The organism is Corynebacterium endometrii (genome assembly GCF_004795735.1).
Taxonomy (GTDB): Bacteria; Actinomycetota; Actinomycetes; order Mycobacteriales; family Mycobacteriaceae; genus Corynebacterium; species Corynebacterium endometrii.
The window spans coordinates 1,610,247-1,628,223 of sequence record NZ_CP039247.1 but is presented as its reverse complement, the minus strand read 5'-3'; the positions used below and the strand labels follow the sequence as shown (position 1 = coordinate 1,628,223).

At 60.5% G+C, this 17,977-nt stretch carries 16 protein-coding genes; 12 read left to right on the top strand and 4 right to left on the bottom strand.

The window, feature by feature from the left end:
* Window positions 1-9: 9 nt before the first annotated feature.
* The 8 genes from priA (at window position 10) to pyk (ending at window position 7,321) form a co-directional block, all read left to right on the top strand.
* Window positions 10-789, top strand: a complete 780-nt coding sequence (priA, locus tag CENDO_RS07330; protein WP_136141452.1) for a bifunctional 1-(5-phosphoribosyl)-5-((5-phosphoribosylamino)methylideneamino)imidazole-4-carboxamide isomerase/phosphoribosylanthranilate isomerase PriA — start codon at window positions 10-12, stop codon at window positions 787-789.
* A 45-nt stretch (window positions 790-834) separates the two neighbouring features.
* Entirely contained in the window at window positions 835-1,605 is a 771-nt protein-coding gene (locus CENDO_RS07325) for an inositol monophosphatase family protein (RefSeq protein ID WP_136141451.1), read from the top strand.
* A 34-nt stretch (window positions 1,606-1,639) separates the two neighbouring features.
* On the top strand, window positions 1,640-2,410 hold the full coding sequence (gene hisF, locus CENDO_RS07320) for an imidazole glycerol phosphate synthase subunit HisF (protein ID WP_136142203.1): 771 nt from the start codon (window positions 1,640-1,642) through the stop codon (window positions 2,408-2,410).
* The gene (hisI, locus tag CENDO_RS07315; RefSeq protein WP_136141450.1) at window positions 2,407-2,769 is read left to right on the top strand and encodes a phosphoribosyl-AMP cyclohydrolase; all 363 of its coding nucleotides are present in this window, start codon (window positions 2,407-2,409) and stop codon (window positions 2,767-2,769) included. The genes hisF and hisI overlap by 4 nt, the downstream gene beginning before the upstream one ends.
* The gene (locus CENDO_RS07310; RefSeq protein WP_136141449.1) at window positions 2,769-3,437 is read left to right on the top strand and encodes a TIGR02234 family membrane protein; all 669 of its coding nucleotides are present in this window, start codon (window positions 2,769-2,771) and stop codon (window positions 3,435-3,437) included. The genes hisI and CENDO_RS07310 overlap by 1 nt, the downstream gene beginning before the upstream one ends.
* Before the next feature lie 277 nt (window positions 3,438-3,714).
* Window positions 3,715-4,542: an indole-3-glycerol phosphate synthase TrpC gene (locus CENDO_RS07305; protein ID WP_136142202.1), complete on the top strand. Its 828-nt coding sequence runs from the start codon at window positions 3,715-3,717 to the stop codon at window positions 4,540-4,542.
* A 100-nt stretch (window positions 4,543-4,642) separates the two neighbouring features.
* Window positions 4,643-5,611: a prolipoprotein diacylglyceryl transferase gene (gene lgt / locus CENDO_RS07300; protein ID WP_136141448.1), complete on the top strand. Its 969-nt coding sequence runs from the start codon at window positions 4,643-4,645 to the stop codon at window positions 5,609-5,611.
* A gap of 282 nt (window positions 5,612-5,893) precedes the next feature.
* The gene (gene pyk, locus CENDO_RS07295) at window positions 5,894-7,321 is read left to right on the top strand and encodes a pyruvate kinase (RefSeq protein ID WP_136142201.1); all 1,428 of its coding nucleotides are present in this window, start codon (window positions 5,894-5,896) and stop codon (window positions 7,319-7,321) included.
* A 63-nt stretch (window positions 7,322-7,384) separates the two neighbouring features.
* Here the strand turns inward: pyk and CENDO_RS07290 are convergent, their stop codons facing one another.
* The 3 genes from CENDO_RS07290 to CENDO_RS07280 all read right to left on the bottom strand — a co-directional run bounded on the left by CENDO_RS07290 (window position 7,385) and on the right by CENDO_RS07280 (window position 12,299).
* Window positions 7,385-8,482 carry a PrpF domain-containing protein gene (locus tag CENDO_RS07290; RefSeq protein WP_136141447.1) on the bottom strand — a complete coding sequence of 366 codons (1,098 nt, stop codon included), beginning with the start codon at window positions 8,480-8,482 and terminating at the stop codon, window positions 7,385-7,387.
* A gap of 18 nt (window positions 8,483-8,500) precedes the next feature.
* Window positions 8,501-10,891, bottom strand: coding sequence for a glycogen/starch/alpha-glucan phosphorylase (locus CENDO_RS07285; protein WP_136141446.1), 2,391 nt, complete (start codon window positions 10,889-10,891; stop codon window positions 8,501-8,503).
* A 181-nt stretch (window positions 10,892-11,072) separates the two neighbouring features.
* Window positions 11,073-12,299: an amidohydrolase gene (locus CENDO_RS07280; protein WP_136141445.1), complete on the bottom strand. Its 1,227-nt coding sequence runs from the start codon at window positions 12,297-12,299 to the stop codon at window positions 11,073-11,075.
* A gap of 100 nt (window positions 12,300-12,399) precedes the next feature.
* On the opposite strand from CENDO_RS07280, the gene CENDO_RS07275 reads away from it, so the two are divergent.
* The 3 genes from CENDO_RS07275 to metS all read left to right on the top strand — a co-directional run bounded on the left by CENDO_RS07275 (window position 12,400) and on the right by metS (window position 14,972).
* On the top strand, window positions 12,400-12,798 hold the full coding sequence (locus CENDO_RS07275) for a hypothetical protein (RefSeq protein WP_136141444.1): 399 nt from the start codon (window positions 12,400-12,402) through the stop codon (window positions 12,796-12,798).
* Between the two features lie 372 nt (window positions 12,799-13,170).
* Complete coding sequence (locus CENDO_RS07270; protein ID WP_136141443.1) at window positions 13,171-14,799, top strand: sodium-dependent transporter; 1,629 nt, start codon at window positions 13,171-13,173, stop codon at window positions 14,797-14,799.
* A gap of 2 nt (window positions 14,800-14,801) precedes the next feature.
* Complete coding sequence (gene metS, locus CENDO_RS07265) at window positions 14,802-14,972, top strand: methionine/alanine import NSS transporter subunit MetS (protein ID WP_136141442.1); 171 nt, start codon at window positions 14,802-14,804, stop codon at window positions 14,970-14,972.
* A gap of 97 nt (window positions 14,973-15,069) precedes the next feature.
* Here metS and CENDO_RS07260 read toward each other — a convergent pair whose 3' ends face one another.
* On the bottom strand, window positions 15,070-16,197 hold the full coding sequence (locus tag CENDO_RS07260; RefSeq protein ID WP_136141441.1) for a glycerate kinase: 1,128 nt from the start codon (window positions 16,195-16,197) through the stop codon (window positions 15,070-15,072).
* Window positions 16,198-16,393: 196 nt separating this feature from the next.
* Between CENDO_RS07260 and gdhA the strand changes: the two genes are divergently transcribed.
* Window positions 16,394-17,740 (top strand): NADP-specific glutamate dehydrogenase, encoded by a 1,347-nt coding sequence (gene gdhA, locus CENDO_RS07255; RefSeq protein ID WP_136141440.1) that lies wholly within the window; start codon window positions 16,394-16,396, stop codon window positions 17,738-17,740.
* The last annotated feature ends 237 nt before the right edge of the window (window positions 17,741-17,977 follow it).

The window sequence follows — 17,977 nt, the reverse complement described above, 5'->3', positions numbered from 1 at the left end:
TTTAAAGTTATGAGCTTTACTTTACTGCCCGCGGTAGACGTGGTTGATGGCCAGGCCGTGCGCCTTGACAAGGGCGAGGCCGGAACTGAGAAGTCCTACGGCCAACCGCTAGAGGCCGCTTTGACCTGGCAGGAGCAGGGGGCCGAATGGTTGCACTTTGTGGACCTCGATGCGGCCTTTGGCCGCGGAAGCAACCATGAACTCATGGCTGAGATCACGGGCCGGCTTGATATTAAGGTGGAGCTGACCGGCGGCATCCGCGATGACGCGTCCCTGGAGCGGGCGCTGGCCACCGGTGCCCGCCGCGTCAATATTGGAACCGCCGCGCTGCAGCAGCCGGAATGGATTGCCAGGGTCTTGGGCGAATACGGCGACCGGATTGCCGTGGATCTCGCAGTCCGTGAGATTGGCGGCGAGTGGCGTTGCCGTGGCAACGGGTGGGTCTCTGACGGAGGCGACCTATGGGAGGTCCTGGAGCGCCTGGACGCCGCCGGATGCAGCCGCTTCGTGGTCACTGACGTTTCCAAGGACGGAACGCTGGAAGGCCCTAACGTGGAACTGCTGCGTGAAGTATCCATGGCTACCGATGCCCTGGTGACCGCGTCCGGTGGAATCTCTGCCCTGGATGATGTTACGGAGCTGGCACGGTATGAAAATGAGGGGATTGATTCCGCAATCATCGGCAAGGCGCTGTACGAAGGCCGTTTCGATCTCCGCCAGGCCCTAGACGCCGTGGCGAAGGTGGAGCCGCTGCCGGGCGAGTTCACCATCGACCAACTAGACGGCTAATGGACGGTAACTAGCCGTCAGCTATGTGGAGTACCCTAGGAATCTATGACCCAGCCACGTGAGTTAGTAGCCATCGCAGAAGCCGCTGTTGATGACGTTGAACAGATGTTTTCAGCGGGTATTGGGGCTGCGCCTACTCACTACAAAAGTGGTGGTGATTTTGCCACGGACGTGGATCTCGCCATCGAGGCCAAGCTGCGCACCAACCTGACCCAGATGACCGGGATCCCCGTTATGGGTGAGGAACGCGGCGGTGGGCCACGCAGCCTGGATGAGACCGTGTGGGTTGTGGATCCCGTTGACGGTACCGCGAATTACTCCGCGGGCAATCCCATGTGCGGCGTCCTCGTGGCTTTATTGCACCAGGCCCGCCCTGTGGTGGCAGTGGCTTCCTTCCCGCTGCTCCACCAGCGCCTGGTGGCCGCCGATGGCATGGACATCCGCGCCCTGCGCGGACCGCTGCGCCCCCGCCGCGCGGACCAGGGGGCTGAGCACCACTCCAGCAAACAGATTGGGCTGTCCTCGCACTTAAAAATGGATGTGGTCAACGAACTGCGGGAGATTGGACTGCGCCCGCGCATGACGGGTTCGGTAGGAGTTGATAACGCCTTCGTGGCTCAGGGAGTCTTCGACGGGGCGGTGAATTTCTCCGAATTCCCTTGGGATAACGCCACCGGAGCCCTCCTGGTCAAGGCCGCGGGCGGGGTGGTAACGGATCCCGAGGGCAATGAATGGAGCGCCCATTCACGCGGCTTAGTGTGCGGCACGCCAGAGGTCCATGCGGCGATCATGGACACCATAGCCCGTCACCACTAGAACTTTAGACAACTAAGAAATGGAGGCTCCCAGGATGGGAGTAGCGATACGAGTCATTCCTTGCCTGGACGTGGACAATGGCCGCGTGGTTAAAGGAGTCAATTTTGAGAACCTGCGCGATGCCGGGGATCCGGTGGAGCTTGCCGCCCGCTATGACCAACTGGGCGCGGATGAACTTACATTCTTAGACGTCTCGGCCTCAAAGGACGGGCGCAGCACCATTCTGGAGGTGGTGCGCCGCACCGCGGACCAGGTCTTTATCCCCCTGTGCGTGGGCGGCGGCGTGCGCAGCGTTGAGGATGTGCGCGAACTCCTGCGCGCCGGTGCGGACAAGGTATCCGTCAATACCGCCGCCATCGCGCGCCCGGAGCTGCTGCGGGAGTTGGCGGACGTCTTTGGCTCCCAGTGCATCGTGCTTTCCGTCGACGCCCGCCGCGCCGAGGGCGAGCATTGCCCCTCCGGTTTTGAGGTCACCACCCACGGTGGCACCAAGTCCGCCGGCATCGACGCCATCGAGTGGGCCAAGACGGGCCAGGAGCTTGGCGTGGGTGAAATCCTGCTGAACTCCATGGATGGTGACGGCACCCGTGATGGATTCGATGTGGAATTAACCAGGGCGGTGCGGGCCGTGGTGACGATCCCCGTCATCGCCTCCGGCGGGGCGGGCAAGGCCGCGGACTTCCCGCCCGCCGTCGCCGCGGGCGCCGATGCCGTGCTGGCGGCTTCCATCTTCCACTTCGGCGATGTATCCATCGGCGAGGTCAAGGAGGAGCTGGCCGCGGCTGGTTATGAGGTCCGCCGATGAGCAACCCAGCCGATTATGAATTGGACCCAGCGATTGCCGCGCGCTTGAAGCGCAACGACGCTGGTCTGGTGCCCGCCGTGGTGCAGGCCGATACCGGTGAGGTGCTCATGATGGCGTGGATGGATGACCATGCGCTAGCCCATAGCCTGGCCACCAAGCAGGGCACCTACTTCTCGCGCAGTAGGAACGAGTATTGGGTCAAGGGATTGACGTCCGGCCACACACAGGAAGTGGTGGGCTGCCGTTTGGACTGTGACGGGGATACCATCTTGCTCACCGTCAAGCAGCAGGGTGGTGCATGCCATACCGGTGACCGCACCTGCTTCGATGCCGATGACTTAATGAGGGAGGCCAAGTGATGAAAAAGCGTCTAGGGCCACTACTGATCCTGGTGGCCGCACTCATTATTTTCATATCCTCACGTCTAGCCTGGGTGACCGCCTTCAGCGAGGATGATAAGGCCGGTTCCGCCGCCAATGACATCCTGGGCTCTAACTGGTCGCTGGAGCTTATGGGCGTGGGCTTTTTGCTCTTGGCCGGCGGCCTGGCCGGTTTCGCCCTGCGCAAGACAGCGCGCCGCATCGTGGGCATAATCTGCGCGCTGGGTGGCGCCGCCGCGGCCTGGGCGCCCATCTCGCTGCTGACCTACGGTGCCGATCTGGAGCGCGCCCAGAATGTGTTGCGCTCCGCCCGTGAGAACACCCGCGCGGTGGACGTTACTACGATTTCTGACTGGGCGATTGTCACAGAGGCAGAGACCAACGTAGCCGGTCCCATCTTGGCGATCTTTGGTGCGGCACTAGCCCTGTTTGGCGGCATACTGCTGGCCACGAATCCCGGAGAGGACTCGGTCAAATCCAACAAGTATGAAACCTTGTCCGCCCGCGTGGACAAACTGGAAGAAGACCTGGAGAGCTCACCCGATTCCGGCCGCGTGATGTGGGACGCGTTGGATGCGGATATAGACCCAACGGACTTCGAGGGTGGCCATGGAGGCACCGCCGGCGGTTCCGGTCGCCCTTCGTAAAATTTCTCTCTAGCCCCACCTCTGAGTAGGGGTGGGGCGCGTGGACGTTCTATAGAGCGTAGCCTCCGGTCGCAGCGGCACGCCTAGAGTGCGTTATCGACGCTGATAGCGGCGGTAAAACCGCGCGGGCGCGCGCGGCGGCGCACGGAAACAACGGGTAGGCCAAAAGTTGGGTGTCGCGGCTTAGGTGAACCTAAAATTTCATAGTTTAGGGAGCCAGGGGCTAGCCTTAGAGGTGATCCGAGTGTGATCTCTATCGCTAAACCGGGAGGTGATGATGCCCACCCCAATCGCCGTGGACCGCATTGTCTCTGGTGTGCTCGAGGGAGTCGCCGCCCGTGAAGCTAGGGTCCCTTTCCAAGACATTAAGGCGCGCTCCCGGGCCATGGATGCCCCGCGCGATGCCAAAGCGGTGCTGTTGAAATCCGGATGCTCAGTAATCCCCGAACTTAAGCGCGCCATCCCATACCGAGGCGAGGTTGCCTCCCTGGATTCCCCGCAGGCGATGGCCGGTTTCGCGGTTCAGTTGGAACAGGTAGGGGTCAGCGCCATGGCCGTGCAGACGGATAACAGGCGCTTCCATGGCAGCCTCGAGGACATGTGCGCCGTTAGCTGCGCGGTCAACATTCCGGTCATCATCCGGGATCTGATCGTGGATCCGTATCAAATCCACGAGGCGCGGTGCTACGGGGCGGACGTGGTCCCCCTGCAGGTGGAGCTGCTGGAGCAAAACCGCCTGGTGGCCCTGCTGGACCGCATCGAGTCACTGGGGATGACCGCGTTACTTGAGGTGCGCAACTGCTACGAGGTAGACCGCGCCCTATCCGCCGGGGGAACCGTCATCGGGGTAAACGCCTGGTCTCTGGCCTCGGATTCCATAGATCGCGAGGCATTTGCAGAGATCGCCCCCGGGCTTCCCGAGTCCGTGGTGCGCGTAGCAGTTGGCGGCGTTAACGATTCCCGGAATCTGTTGAGCTACGCCTCACGCGGTGCGGATGCAGTATTAGTTGGCGAATCCATCATGGCCTCCCAGGACCCGGTGGGTCTTGCTCGCAAGCTGGTGGCTACCGGCCAGCACCCGGCCTGCCCATCGCGGAAAACCTAGTGCGTTAGCGGCGGTGGCGTCGGCAGGCGCAATAGTTTCGGGGCTACGGGTTTGGGGGAGTGAGGTGCACCCGGCCACGGATTTGAGGCACACTGTAGGCGTGCAGATTATGAACCTTGCTAATATTCCGTCCCCGCCGCAAGGCGTGTGGCACCTTGGTCCCGTTCCAATCCGCGCATACGCGCTGTGCATCGTCCTGGGCATCATTGTGGCGATGTGGTTGACGCTTCGCCGCTACACCGCACGCGGCGGAAACCCGGATACCGTATGGGACGCGGCGATAGTCATTATCCCTACGGGCATCATCGGCGGCCGCATTTACCACGTCATCACTGATAACGATAAGTATTTCTGTGCCGATTGTAATCCGGTGGACGCGTTGAAGATCACCAACGGCGGTCTGGGTATTTGGGGCGCGGTGGCCCTGGGAACCCTGGCCATCTGGGTGATGTTTAAGATAAAGAAGATTCCCATGGGGCCGTTCGCCGATGCCGTTGCCCCAGGGTTGATTCTGGCGCAGGGAATTGGCCGCTTGGGAAACTGGTTTAACCAGGAACTATACGGTGCCGAAACCACCGTTCCCTGGGCGCTGGATATCTATTACCGCGTGGACGAGTCCGGACGGTTTGCCCCAATTTCCGGGGTTTCCACCGGCGAAGTGATAGCGAGCGTCCACCCAACCTTCCTCTACGAACTGCTCTGGAACGTCGCGGTGTGCTTCTTCCTCATCTGGGCGCACAAGGCGTGGAAGCTGGGGCACGGCCGCGTGTTCGCGCTCTACGTGATGAGCTACACGTTCGGCCGCTTTTTCATTGAGCTCATGCGCACGGATGAGGCAACTTTGATTGCCGGGGTTCGTGTAAACGTGTGGGTATCCGCGATTGTCTTCGTTATCGCGGCCGTGGCCTTCTTCCGCATGCGCAAGGGGCAGGAGAGCCCGGAAGAGGTTGACCCTAAGTACTTCGCGCAGCGGGCTAAGGAATCCGATGAGGACTCAACAGCGGACGCCGATGCTGCGGCCGCAGCCGGCTCTGCGGCCAATTCCTATGGGCGGGCGAAGCGAAAATAACAAAATATAACCCTAGGGCCTAGCTGCGGCCAGCCCTAGAACGCCTCTGTAAGGTGGTGCGCGGCATTGGCCGGATGGCCAAGCGGTGCATCACCTTTTTAGTTCCCTGAAGCTAGCGCACCTTAGATACAACAATGTTTGAATGTGACCGAAACCAGCCGTTTATGTCTGTGTGAGATTTGAATCCGCACGGCTTCTCCGGTGGCTAATACTCGCGTTAGCGGGTACTTTGGTCACTAACTGAAGAACTAGAAGGCAAAAAGAGGCAAAACGAAGAAGATGCTGAATCGCAAGACCAAAATCGTATGTACCCTTGGCCCGGCAGTCGCAAGCCAGGACGCAATCCTCCGTCTCGTGGAAGACGGAATGGACGTAGCCCGCATGAACTTCTCGCACGGCGATCATGCGGATCATGAACAAAACTACCGTTGGGTCCGCGAGGCTACGGACGCAACCGGCCGCGCCGTAGGCATCCTGGCTGACCTGCAGGGGCCAAAGATCCGCCTGGGTCGATTCGTTGAATCGAAGACTTATTGGGCTAATGGCGAGATTGTTCGCATTACTGTCGATGACGTAGAGGGTACTCACGATCGCGTATCCACCACCTACAAGGGCCTGGCTAAAGACGCCAAGCCCGGTGACCGCCTGCTCGTCGATGACGGCAAGGTGGCCTTGGTCTGCAAGGAAGTGGACGGCAACGATGTGGTCTGCGAAGTTGTCGAGGGTGGCCCCGTCTCCAACAACAAGGGCGTATCCCTGCCAGGAATGGACATTTCCGTCCCGGCGCTAAGTGAGAAGGACAAGGAGGACCTGCGCTTTGCGCTGAAACTTGGCGTGGACTTCATCGCGCTGTCCTTCGTTCGCTCCCCATCTGATATCGACCTGGTCCATGAGGTCATGGATGAGGTTGGGCGCCGTGTGCCAGTCATCGCAAAACTGGAGAAGCCGGAGGCCGTGGACTCGCTCGAGGCCATCATTCTCTCCTTCGACGCGGTCATGATTGCCCGTGGTGACTTGGGTGTCGAGGTGCCGCTCGAGCAGGTGCCAATGGTGCAAAAGCGCGCCATCCAGATTGCCCGTGAGAACGCTAAGCCGGTCATCGTGGCTACCCAGATGCTGGATTCGATGATCTCCAACTCCCGCCCAACCCGCGCGGAGGCATCCGACGTGGCAAACGCGGTGCTCGATGGCGCAGATGCGGTCATGCTCTCCGGCGAGACCTCCGTCGGCGTGGATCCGCATAACGTTGTGCGCACCATGTCCCGCATCGTGCAGCGCGCGGAGGCTGACGGCAAGGTTCCGCCGCTGTCTCACATCCCACGCACTAAGCGCGGAGTGATCTCCTACTCCGCTCGTGATATCGCTGAGCGCCTCAACGCGAAGGCGATTGTTGCGTTTACCACCTCGGGTGATACGGCCCGCCGCGTGGCCCGCCTGCATTCCTCCCTGCCTCTGCTGGTCTTTACCCCGCACCAGGCGGTACGTTCCCAATTGGCTTTGACTTGGGGCGTGGAGACCTTCATGTGCCCGCCGGCAAAGTCTACCGATGAGATGATGCGCTCCCTGGATGAGGCGCTGCTGGGGATGGACGGCTACCAGGAAAACGATATGACCGTGGTTGTCGCCGGTACCCCTCCAGGAATCTCCGGAAACACCAACATGATTCACGTTCATTTGTTGGGCGAAGACGTAACCGCACCGCGCAGCTAAGCTACGTTTAGCAGGACAAGGAAAGGCTGGCCCCAGGAAACCCCGGGGCCAGCCTTTTAGTTTTTATTCTTCTATCTCTACGGCCACTTGGCCGCGCATCAACACTCGTGCGGTTCTCATCAATGAGGTCTCCTCCAGATGGCCATCTGCGTAGGAGGCCGCGGCGGTGACGAACCCCGATGGGGTTCCAATGTTTACGTCCCCGGCGGTGTCCACGAGTTCGCTTACTAGGGTGCCCGGGACCGCGGCCGCCGCGGCAAGGCACATGGCGCCCGTGGCGGGCGAGGCCTTGTGGCATTTGCCCATGGAGATGACGCGGACCATAAAGTCCACGTCATCTGCGGACATAGTGGTTCCATCGAGCAATGTGGATTCCGCGGCGGGGGCCACCAGGGCTATCTTCGGGACCACGGCGGGTGCTTCGCCTGGGGCTTCGCACATGCCCATGGCCACGGCGCCGGCGCGGCGGATGTCCTCCAGCTGGGTGAGGGTTTGCGTGAGTGCATCGATCTCGGTGGGGGATTCGGTGCCGGCCAGCCCCACATCGGCGGCCCTGACAATGACCAGTGGCAGGGTTGCATCTATTAGCGTGGCCTCGATGCCGGCTATGGTATCGACGCGGTTTCCCGTGGGCAGCAGTCCCGCGGTGCGCGAACCCGCGGGATTGGGGTAGGCCAGTTCTATCGCATCCCCGGTACCGGCAACACCGGATAAAACCGTGTCGCCGGTGGTCCTTGCGCGGCCATTTTCAACATTGAGGCGCACCGCAACCGCTTTGCCGGTATTGGTGTTGAACAGGCGAAACTCCGCCGGGCCATCCGGCGCCGTGATCAGGCCGCTTTCCAGGGCAAAAGGCACCACTCCCGCGGATAGATTGCCGCAGTTTCCCGCGTAATCCACCGTGGCGGAGGTGACGTCAACCTGGCCGAACGTGTATTCAAGGTCGAATCCCTGGCGCGAGGTGGAATCCACGACCATCACCTTGGACAGGGATGAGATGCCGCCGCCCATTCCGTTGAGCTGCCGCTCATAGGGATCCGGTGACCCCATGGCAGAGCAAAACGCGGCGTCCCACTCCTTGGGGAGCGCGCTAGCGCTGAAGAAAATCCCTTTGGAGGTTCCGCCGCGTATGAAACAACAGTCTATCCACGTGCTGGTCATATTCCCAGCATAGCGGCACTAGCCTTGGCTTGCGATAGGAGTTGGCTCCAGCTTCCAGACGTCCTTTGCGTAATCTTCAATGGTGCGGTCAGAGGAGAAGCGGCCGGACTCGCAGATGTTGATCCAGCACTTGCGTGCCCACCCTTGAGGATCCTGGGAGTATTCGGTGGCCGCCCTGTCGCGGGCTTCGCGGAAGGCCTCAAAGTCCCCGAGGACATAGTAAGTGTCCTGGGCGTGCTCGCCGTAGCCATCCAACAGGGAAGAACGAATATCGCCAAACAAGCCGTTGTTCTCCTGCCCCAGGGTGCCATCAGTCAGCGCGTCCAGGACGCGCTTTAGGCCCTTGACGGAGTTGTACAGCTCGCCCGGGTTATAGTTCTTCTTCAACTCCGGGAGCTCTTCCGTCTTGGCGCCGAAGATGTAGGCGTTTTCCTCTCCCACGGCCTCGACAATCTCAACATTCGCGCCGTCCAGGGTGCCCAGGGTAACGGCGCCGTTCATCATGAACTTCATGTTCGAGGTGCCGGAAGCCTCCTTACCGGCGGTGGAAATCTGCTCAGAGATATCCGCCGCGGGGATGATCTTTTCGGCAGGGGAAACGTTGTAGTTCTCCACGAAGACCACCTTGAGGATGTCCTTGGTGTCCTCATCATTGTTGATCAGGTCACCAATGGTGTTGATCAGCTTGATGATCGCCTTGGCGCGGTCGTATCCAGGGGCGGCCTTGGCGCCGAAGATGAAGGTGCGTGGGGTGATTTCCTCGCCGGCCTTGACCCGGAAGTACAGATCCAGGATGTAGAGCGCATTGAGGTGCTGACGCTTGTATTCGTGCAGGCGCTTGATCTGGACGTCGAAGATGGACTGGGGGTCCACCTCATCGCCCTGGTGGTTTTTGATCCACTCGGCAAACTCGGCCTTGTTGGCTGCCTTGATCTCCTGCAGCTCCTTGAGCACGTCGGCGTCATCGGCGTACTTGGTCAGCTCGCGGAGGTTGGTGAGCTTCGTGACCCATTCGTCGTTGCCGGACAGGCGGTCCAGCAGGGAGGACAGGCGAGGGTTGCACATCTTCAGCCAGCGGCGCGGGGTCACGCCGTTGGTCTTATTGTTGAACTTTTCAGGCCACAGCTCATGCCACTCGGAGAGCGTGTCTGCCTTGATGATTTCCGTATGCAGCGCCGCCACTCCATTGATGGAGTACGCCGCGTAGCAGGCAATCCACGCCATGTGCACGCGCCCATCCTGAACGGGTGCCATGTAGTTGATGCGGCCCTGGTCGAGGCCGCGGCCGGCCATATCCTCGCGGAAGCGGCGGTCAATCTCCTCGACGATTTCCCATACGCGCCAAAACAGGCGCTGGAAGATGGATACCTCCCACTGCTCCAGTGCCTCTGCCAGGGTGGTGTGGTTGGTGTAGGCGAAGGTTTCCGTCACGACCTTCCACGCGTCATCCCAGCTCATGTGGTGATCGTCGAGGAGGATGCGCATGAGCTCTGGGATGGCGAGAACCGGGTGGGTGTCATTGAGCTGGATGCAGTTGTACTTGGCGAAGCCGGTCAGATCTTCGCCGTGCTGCTCGATGTAGTTAGAGACCATGGCCTGCAGGGAGGCGGAAACGAAGAAGTATTGCTGACGGACGCGCAGCACCTTGCCCTCGTAGGTGGTGTCATTGGGGTAGAGAACGCGGCAGATATCGGCCACCTTCTCGCGCTCCACGATCGCCTCGGTAAAGCGCTGGGAGTTAAACGCGTCGTAGTCGAATTCCTCCATCGGCTCCGACTTCCACAGGCGGAGGGTGCCCACGTTGTCCGTGCCGTAGCCGGTGATAGGCATGTCATAAGGGATCGCGCGTACGTCCATGTCATCGAAGTGGACCAGTCGCTGCTCGGAGGCGTGGCGGATAACAAACTCGTAGCCATTTTCCATCCAGGAATCCGGCGCTTCCTTCTGATAGCCATTCTCGAAGGACTGGCGGAACAGGCCGTAGCGGTACAGGATGCCGTAACCGGTCACCGGGTAGTCCAGGGTCACTGCGGAGTCAAGGAAGCAGGCGGCCAAGCGCCCCAGGCCACCGTTGCCCAAGGCGGCGTCATGCTCCGCCTCCAAAACGTCCACGAGGTTGTGGCCGTGGGCCTCGGCCGCGGCGGAGGCCTCGTCTACCAGGCCTAGGTTGGTGAGGTTATTGAGCAGCGCGCGGCCCTGGAGGAACTCGGCGGAGAAGTAGTGCTGCTGACGGGTTTTGTCATAGGCGGCACGGGTGGCTTCCCAGTTGTCCGCAATCTCGTTGACTACCGCGGCGGAGAGCCCGGACCAAAACTTACGGTCGGTTGCGGTGCTAGCGGTCAGGCCGGAGGCCGCGCGTACATGGGATGGCACGGTGGCTTCGAATGCCGAATGCTTCGGGGTACTCACGTGGTGATTCTCTTTCCCTAGATTGGTCTCTAGTGTGCTTCTTCTTTATCGCTTCAACGGCCCTAGTCTAATCATGTTCCCTAAAGCTGCGGGGTTGCACCTCGCGAAACGCTGCTTCTAGCTGTGCGGATCCGCAGTTTAGGTATTTTCGCCCAATTCCGGCCGTTGGTCTACCTCGAGTTTATCGGTGCAGATAGGTCAAAACCGCGGCTAGGCCCGCCTTGGTTGAGGAATCTACCGTCGGTTCATACTCCGGGATGAAGTTCGCCTGGTGGTTGACAGGCGGATTGTCCATGAGGGATTCAGGGGTGGAGCCGATGAACCAGTAATAGTAAGGAACGCCCCAGGCCTGTGGGAGGTAGCAGAAATCCTCGGACGCGGTGGACGGCTCCGTGGTGATGGACAGCTCGCCGAAGACGGAATCAAACGTCGGGCGGATGGCCGCATCCGCCGCCGGGTCGTTATCCGTGACCTCACCGTGGGCGAAGAATTCGAAGGTTGGCTCTACCGTGCACCCGGATGCCTCGCACTCGGCCCGCACCATTCGCTCCAGGCTGCCGTAGACGCGCTCAGCCAGGGCGGTGTCATAGTAGCGAGTGTTGAGGACTAGCTCAGCGTAGTCCGGAATGATGTTGTTCTTATCCCCGGAATGCAACTCGCCGACCGAAATGACAAAGAACTCATGAGGGGCCACCTCGCGGCCCACGATGCCCTGCAGGCGGACGACGATCATGGCCGCTAGGAACGTAGGGTCAATGGAGTTGTGGGGCATGGAAGCGTGCGCGGAGCGGCCGGTGACCCGGATGCGGAGGGAATCGCAACCAGCTAGAACGGGGCCGGGTTTGGACATTACTAGGCCCGCCTTGCCTGGAAGCACGTGTTGGCCCAGGCAGATATCCGGTGCGGGGACCCTGCTGACCAGGTCATCGGCGATCATGTACTTAGCGCCCACGGAAGTTTCCTCGGCCGGCTGGAATAGGGCCAAGAACGTGCCCGTCCAGGCCTGGCGTTGCGCGTTGAGAACCTCGCACACACCCATCAGCGCCGTGGCGTGCATGTCGTGGCCGCACGCGTGCATATAGTCGTTCGTTGACGCGTAGCTTAAGCCGCTTTCCTCTTTCACCGGCAGTGCATCAAAGTCCGCACGCATAAGCACGGACGGGCCCTCACCGTTGCGGAAGATGGCAACGATGCCGTGGCCGCCGATTCCTGAAACCACCTCGCAGTCCATGGCGTCCAGGCGTTCTAAGATCTTGCCGGCGGTACGCTCTTCCTCATGGGACAGCTCCGGGTTGGCGTGCAAGTCTTCATAGAAGGGGCGCTGCCACGTGAGATCCGTTCCGTGGGAGTTAATGAAATCCGCAATGGCTTGCTGCGGGGCGGTGGCAGAGGATGAAGGCGTGGACATGGTGGTTTGAAGGCCTTTCTGATCGCGATGGGTTAACGGGGCTCTAATGAAATGGTAGTCGCAAATGCTGCGTACTTACGCGGGTAGGTAGTCTTGGGCTATGCCGATTATTCAGTTTGATGTTTTGGTAACCCACGATTTCGCCGATCGAGTGGGGGAGATGTTTAGCACCGCAGGAGAAAAGCTAGTTGCAGCGGGAAAGCTGACTAGCGCCACGGTGGTGCGCGATGACGCGCCGAAGCTTTATGAGGGCGTTGAGGAAACGCTGCGCCAAAGCTACCGGGATGAGCATGAGGACCTGGAGTTGGAAAACGCCTCTGTGCGCCGGTACGCCATCGCGGTTGATGGGGTGGAAGGCTCCATCAATCAACTGACCATGGTGCTCTCCCGCCTGCTGACCCCCGAGGCGGTGCTGCCGAAGGATCACGTACTCCTAGAGGATGAAAAGGCCCACGAACAGCCCGCGATTTTCCCGTGGACGGTTGAGATTCTGCGTTAGGAACCGTGGCGGCGCACGCGGTCTAGCGCCGCGCGCCGCAATGGGTGCGAGTGGGCGGGGCTTTAGCCGCGAATCGGGGTAATTGCTGACCTCTGAGGACATTTGTGTTGGGCGTGGAGTGAGTCCATGTATGCGGGATGGGATCCCTCCCCGCAAGTGGGGGTGGATTCTTTCAGACTGTGAGAATACGTTTCTCATTAGGTGGGAATCTGGCTACTATCTCACTATCTGAAAACGGTCTCCCACTTTTATCCATGAGGGTTGCCGGGCTGGGACTTCCGACTCGCCCCACCCATAGGTGAGAAAAAGGGTTTCACCACCGTCCAGATGTGACAATGTTTCTCTTCTTACACAGTTTCCGGTGAGGTAAAAATGTCTGACAACACTCAGGCGCAGCAAGGTGAGAGGCGGGAAGTATTTTCCTCCCGCTGGGTATTCCTGCTCGCCGCCATCGGTTCCGCCGTTGGCCTTGGCAACATCTGGCGCTTCCCATACGTTGCATATGACAACGGCGGCGGCGCGTTCCTGATACCCTATCTGGTGGCGCTGCTCACCGCGGGTATCCCGCTTTTGTTCCTGGATTACGCGCTGGGCCACCGCTACCGCGGTTCCGCGCCCTTGGTGTTCCGCCGCATTAAGGCGTGGGCCGAGCCCGTGGGTTGGATCCAGGTGGGCATTGCGTTTTTCATTACCATCTATTACGCGGCGATCATCGCCTGGGCCGCGATTTATACCATCAAGTCCCTAGGCCGGCAGTGGGGCGATGACACCAACGCCTACTTCTTCACGGACTTCCTGCAGCTGGATGATACCAAGGTATTTTCCACGGATTTCGTCCCACAGATCGCGCTAGCGCTGGCGTTGGTCTGGATCGCCGCGATTGTCGTTTTGGCTATCGGCGTGGATAAGGGCATTGGTGCCGTATCCAAGTTCTTCATCCCGCTGCTGTTCGTGCTGTTTATCATCGTGGTGGTTCGCTCGGTATTCCTCGAGGGCGCCGGAATGGGCTTGGACGCACTGTTTACCCCTCACTGGGGCGAGTTGACCAACCCAACCGTGTGGGTTGCGGCGTATGGACAGATCTTCTTCTCCCTGTCCGTGTCCTTTGGCATCATGCTGACCTATTCCTCCTACCTGAAGCCTCGTACCAACCTGACCGGCACCGGTTTGGTTACCGGTTTCGCTAATTCCTCCTTCGAGGTTCTGGCCGGTATTGGTGTCTTCGCCGCACTGGGCTTTATGGCAGCAAGCCAGGGCGTGCAGGTCGATGAGGTTGCCACCTCCGGCATTGGCCTGGCTTTCGTCGCGTTCCCGGCGATCATCAACGAAATGGTTGGCGGCAGCATCTTTGGTTTCCTGTTCTTCCTCTCCCTCACCCTCGCCGGATTTACCTCCCTGTTCTCCCTGATGGAGGTTGTGGTTTCCGCGGTGAAGGACAAGTTCGACCTGCCGCGTAAGACCGCCGCTATCGGCATCGGTGTGGTCATGGCGCTGCTGTCCCTGGCACTGTTTGCAACCACCTCCGGCATGGTCACCCTGGACATCATGGACAAGTTCACGAATAACGTGGGCATCGTGGGTGTGGCCCTTATCGCGGTCATCATCATTGACTGGATTCTCCGCCGCATCGGCGAGTTCTCCACTCACATCAATGCCGTGTCTTCCTTCCACGTCGGCAACGTATGGCGCATTTGCGTGGTTAACGTCACCACCCTGGTCCTCGGGTTTACCCTCATCCAGGAGATTGTCACCCTGATCAATGAGCCTTACGGTGGCTACCAGCAATCCCAAATCATCACCTGGGGTTGGGGCGTTATCGCCGCCATCGTCGCGGTGTCCTTCGCCCTGTCCGTGATGCCATGGCGCGACTCGCAGCTGCCACTGTCCGGCCCTCCGGGCTCTGACTTCGGTGTGAACCCCGAGGCTACCCGCAAGCTTGCCAAGCCGCGCGCCTATGTGCCCGGCGAAGAAAACACCGATTTGATTCAGAAGGAGGGCTAAATATGTCCGGTATCGCAATCATGATGATGGTTTTGTTCATGGTGATTATCTGGGGCGGCCTGGCCGCGGCAATAATCCACCTGCGCAAGCATCCAGATGAGGTCTCCGGCGACCTCCGCGACTACGAGTACGCCTCCGACGATGCCCTGGTGGCCCAGGAACACGTCAAGTAGGCAACGCATAAAAACAGCGCCCGTTTACCTCCAATGCGGTGAGGTAGACGGGCGCTGTGCTGTGCGAATAAATCGTGGCCCGGTGCGGGCCAGTGGGTTAGCCTCGCGCGGAGAGCTGCTTTGCAATCGCCTTGCCGGCCGCGCGCAACTGCGCGGGCATAGGCTGGGATTCGGATTCGCGCAGGGAGATGAGTTCCGCTGACAGCGTTCCGGCCGGAAGCTCGGCGGAGTCATCAAAGCGGCCCGCCACGACGCCAAGCTGAACTCCCGCGGCCGCGGCCTTATCGGCGATGGTGCCCACCACCTTTCCGGTCAGGGACTGCTCATCGAAGCCGCCTTCACCCGTGATGATGAGGTCCGCGGTGGCTAGGCGATCATCGAGGTTCATGGCATCGGCGATGAATTCCGCGCCAGAGCGAACGGCGACGTGGTCCCGGGTGCCCCACAGGGTCTCAGATACCCAGGTCAGGCCAACTGGAATCGCGCCGGCGGCGCCGAAGGATTCGGTCTCTGGATCAATCCCGGTTACCTCACACAGGCGCTGTAAGGCGCCGGTCAGTAATGCCACTTCCTGCTGCGACGCGCCTTTCTGGGGGCCGTACATGATCGCCGAGCGGGCCGCGGTGCAGCGGGTGTCACACAGAAGGACAAAATCCAGCATTGCCGCCTTCATGTTGAGCTGCACCGTGTCAATGTGGTCCAGGTGCACCAGGGGAGCGCCGCCCTTGGGCAGGGCGTAGCCGCGGGAATCGTGGGCCGCGGCGCCCAGGGCGGTCAGGATGCCGGTGCCTCCGTCGGTCGTGGCGGAGCCCCCTAGGCCCAGGACAATGCGCTTGGCGCCTTTGGATTCGGCGTCGGCGATAAGAACGCCCGTCCCGTAGGTGTCAGAATGCAGGGCGTCGGGGCCGTCCGCCACGGCAGGCAGGCCGGAGGCGGCGGCCACATCGATGTAGGCGGTGTTGTCATCGCGGTCAAGATAATAGGTCGCCTCCGTCAACCTTCCTAGGGCGTCCACGGTGGGCAGGGTTACCTTTTCAATTCGGTGCCCGGCGGTGGCCAGGACGCTGGCTACTGCTTCCGAGGTCCCCTCGCCGCCGTCGGCTAAAGCGAGCGTGGTGACTTTTGCTTCGGGGAGGGCTTCACGAATGCCCGCGGCAATGCCGGCTGCGGCCTCTGGTGCGGTGGCGGTTCCCTTGAAGGAATCGGGCGCGACGATAATATGCATGCCGCTCATTATACTGTGACACCCAATTCCAATAGTGGTCTGGATCACCGCATAAAAGGGTTGCAAAGTTGCATCAATGAGTGAAGACTCTTATGCGCAGGAATTATACCTCGAGTGCATATTATGCAGCCAGTGGCTTATATGTGCGGCGGGGTTCTTTAGATCTTTTGCCTCAGTGGGGCCTTAAAGGAGGAAAATGTCCATCGACCAGCAGATTTCCAGTTACTATGACAAGCTTTTAAAGCGTAACGCCGGCGAGCCTGAGTTCCACCAGGCCCTCGCCGAGGTTCTGGATTCCCTCAAGGTAGTTCTGGAGAAGGACCCTCATTATGCAGATTATGGTCTGGTGGAGCGCCTCTGCGAGCCTGAGCGCCAGATTATCTTCCGCGTTCCGTGGACCACTGACAGCGGTGAGATCAAGGTAAACCGCGGTTTCCGCGTGCAGTTTAACTCCGCCCTGGGCCCATACAAGGGCGGCCTGCGTTTCCACCCATCCGTGAACCTGGGCATTATCAAGTTCCTGGGTTTCGAGCAGATCTTTAAGAACTCCCTGACCGGCCTGCCAATCGGCGGCGGCAAGGGCGGCTCTGACTTTGATCCAAAGGGCAAGTCTGACGCCGAGGTTATGCGTTTTTGCCAGTCCTTCATGACTGAGCTCTACCGCCACATTGGTGAGTACCGCGACGTTCCTGCGGGTGACATTGGTGTTGGCGGCCGTGAGATTGGCTACCTGTTTGGCCAGTACCGCCGCCTGGCGAACCAGCATGAATCCGGCGTGCTGACCGGCAAGGGCCTGAGCTGGGGTGGCTCCCTGGTGCGCACCGAGGCTACCGGTTACGGTTGCGTCTACTTTACCGAGCAGATGGCAAAGTCCAACGGGGACAGCTTTGACGGCGCTAAGGTTATTGTTTCCGGTTCCGGCAATGTGGCCACCTACGCGGCTGCAAAGGCCCAGGAGCTGGGCGCTACCGTCGTGGCTATGTCTGATTCCTCCGGCTACATCTCCACCCCTAACGGCGTGGACATTGCGCTGCTCAAGGACGTTAAGGAAGTTCGCCGCGAGCGCATCTCTGCCTACGCTGCGGAGGCCGGCAACGGTGCTGAGTTCCACGAGAAGGGCAATATCTGGGAGGTCGAGGCCGATATTGCTTTGCCGTGCGCAACCCAGAATGAGCTGGACGCGGATTCCGCCCAGCTGCTGATCGACAATGGTGTCCGCTACGTCGCGGAGGGCGCAAACATGCCGTGCACCGCCGACGCGGTCCACCTGTTCCAAAACTCCGATGTGGCGTTCGCCCCAGGCAAGGCCGCCAACGCCGGCGGCGTGGCCACCTCGGCCCTGGAGATGCAGCAAAACGCGTCCCGCGATTCTTGGTCCTTTGACTACACCGATGAGCGCCTGCGCAAGATCATGTCCGGCATCTTCACCAGCTGTGAGGAGACCGCCGCTGAGTATGACCGCGAAGGTGACTACGTGGCCGGCGCCAACATCGCCGGTTTCAAGAAGGTTGCTGACGCGATGCTGGCACAGGGCGTCATCTAAGTCCTAGCCCCTAAGCCTTGGGCTTGGGACGTGCGGCCCCTTCGCGCATGAGGTTCCTTGAATGAATCCTCATGCGGGGAGGGGCTTTTCGGCGCGGTGGAATGGCCGGCGGCCATCCCTGGCCCCGCACACGGGGCCCATCGTGACCTGGCTGGAAGCGGCCGCGGTCGCCGTACTCTTTGCGAAGAAGCTCCTTGGCGGCGGCTGCGGCATAGGGCGGGGGAGTTGCAGCGTGGG

Coding starts and splice junctions, on each gene's coding strand:
- priA (WP_136141452.1), top strand. CDS start 10: ATGAGCTTTACTTTACTGCCCGCGGTAGACGTGGTTGATGGCCAGGCC.
- CENDO_RS07325 (WP_136141451.1), top strand. CDS start 835: ATGACCCAGCCACGTGAGTTAGTAGCCATCGCAGAAGCCGCTGTTGAT.
- hisF (WP_136142203.1), top strand. CDS start 1,640: ATGGGAGTAGCGATACGAGTCATTCCTTGCCTGGACGTGGACAATGGC.
- hisI (WP_136141450.1), top strand. CDS start 2,407: ATGAGCAACCCAGCCGATTATGAATTGGACCCAGCGATTGCCGCGCGC.
- CENDO_RS07310 (WP_136141449.1), top strand. CDS start 2,769: ATGAAAAAGCGTCTAGGGCCACTACTGATCCTGGTGGCCGCACTCATT.
- CENDO_RS07305 (WP_136142202.1), top strand. CDS start 3,715: ATGCCCACCCCAATCGCCGTGGACCGCATTGTCTCTGGTGTGCTCGAG.
- CENDO_RS07290 (WP_136141447.1), bottom strand. CDS start 8,482: ATGACCAGCACGTGGATAGACTGTTGTTTCATACGCGGCGGAACCTCC.
- CENDO_RS07280 (WP_136141445.1), bottom strand. CDS start 12,299: ATGTCCACGCCTTCATCCTCTGCCACCGCCCCGCAGCAAGCCATTGCG.
- CENDO_RS07275 (WP_136141444.1), top strand. CDS start 12,400: ATGCCGATTATTCAGTTTGATGTTTTGGTAACCCACGATTTCGCCGAT.
- CENDO_RS07270 (WP_136141443.1), top strand. CDS start 13,171: ATGTCTGACAACACTCAGGCGCAGCAAGGTGAGAGGCGGGAAGTATTT.
- metS (WP_136141442.1), top strand. CDS start 14,802: ATGTCCGGTATCGCAATCATGATGATGGTTTTGTTCATGGTGATTATC.
- CENDO_RS07260 (WP_136141441.1), bottom strand. CDS start 16,197: ATGCATATTATCGTCGCGCCCGATTCCTTCAAGGGAACCGCCACCGCA.
- gdhA (WP_136141440.1), top strand. CDS start 16,394: ATGTCCATCGACCAGCAGATTTCCAGTTACTATGACAAGCTTTTAAAG.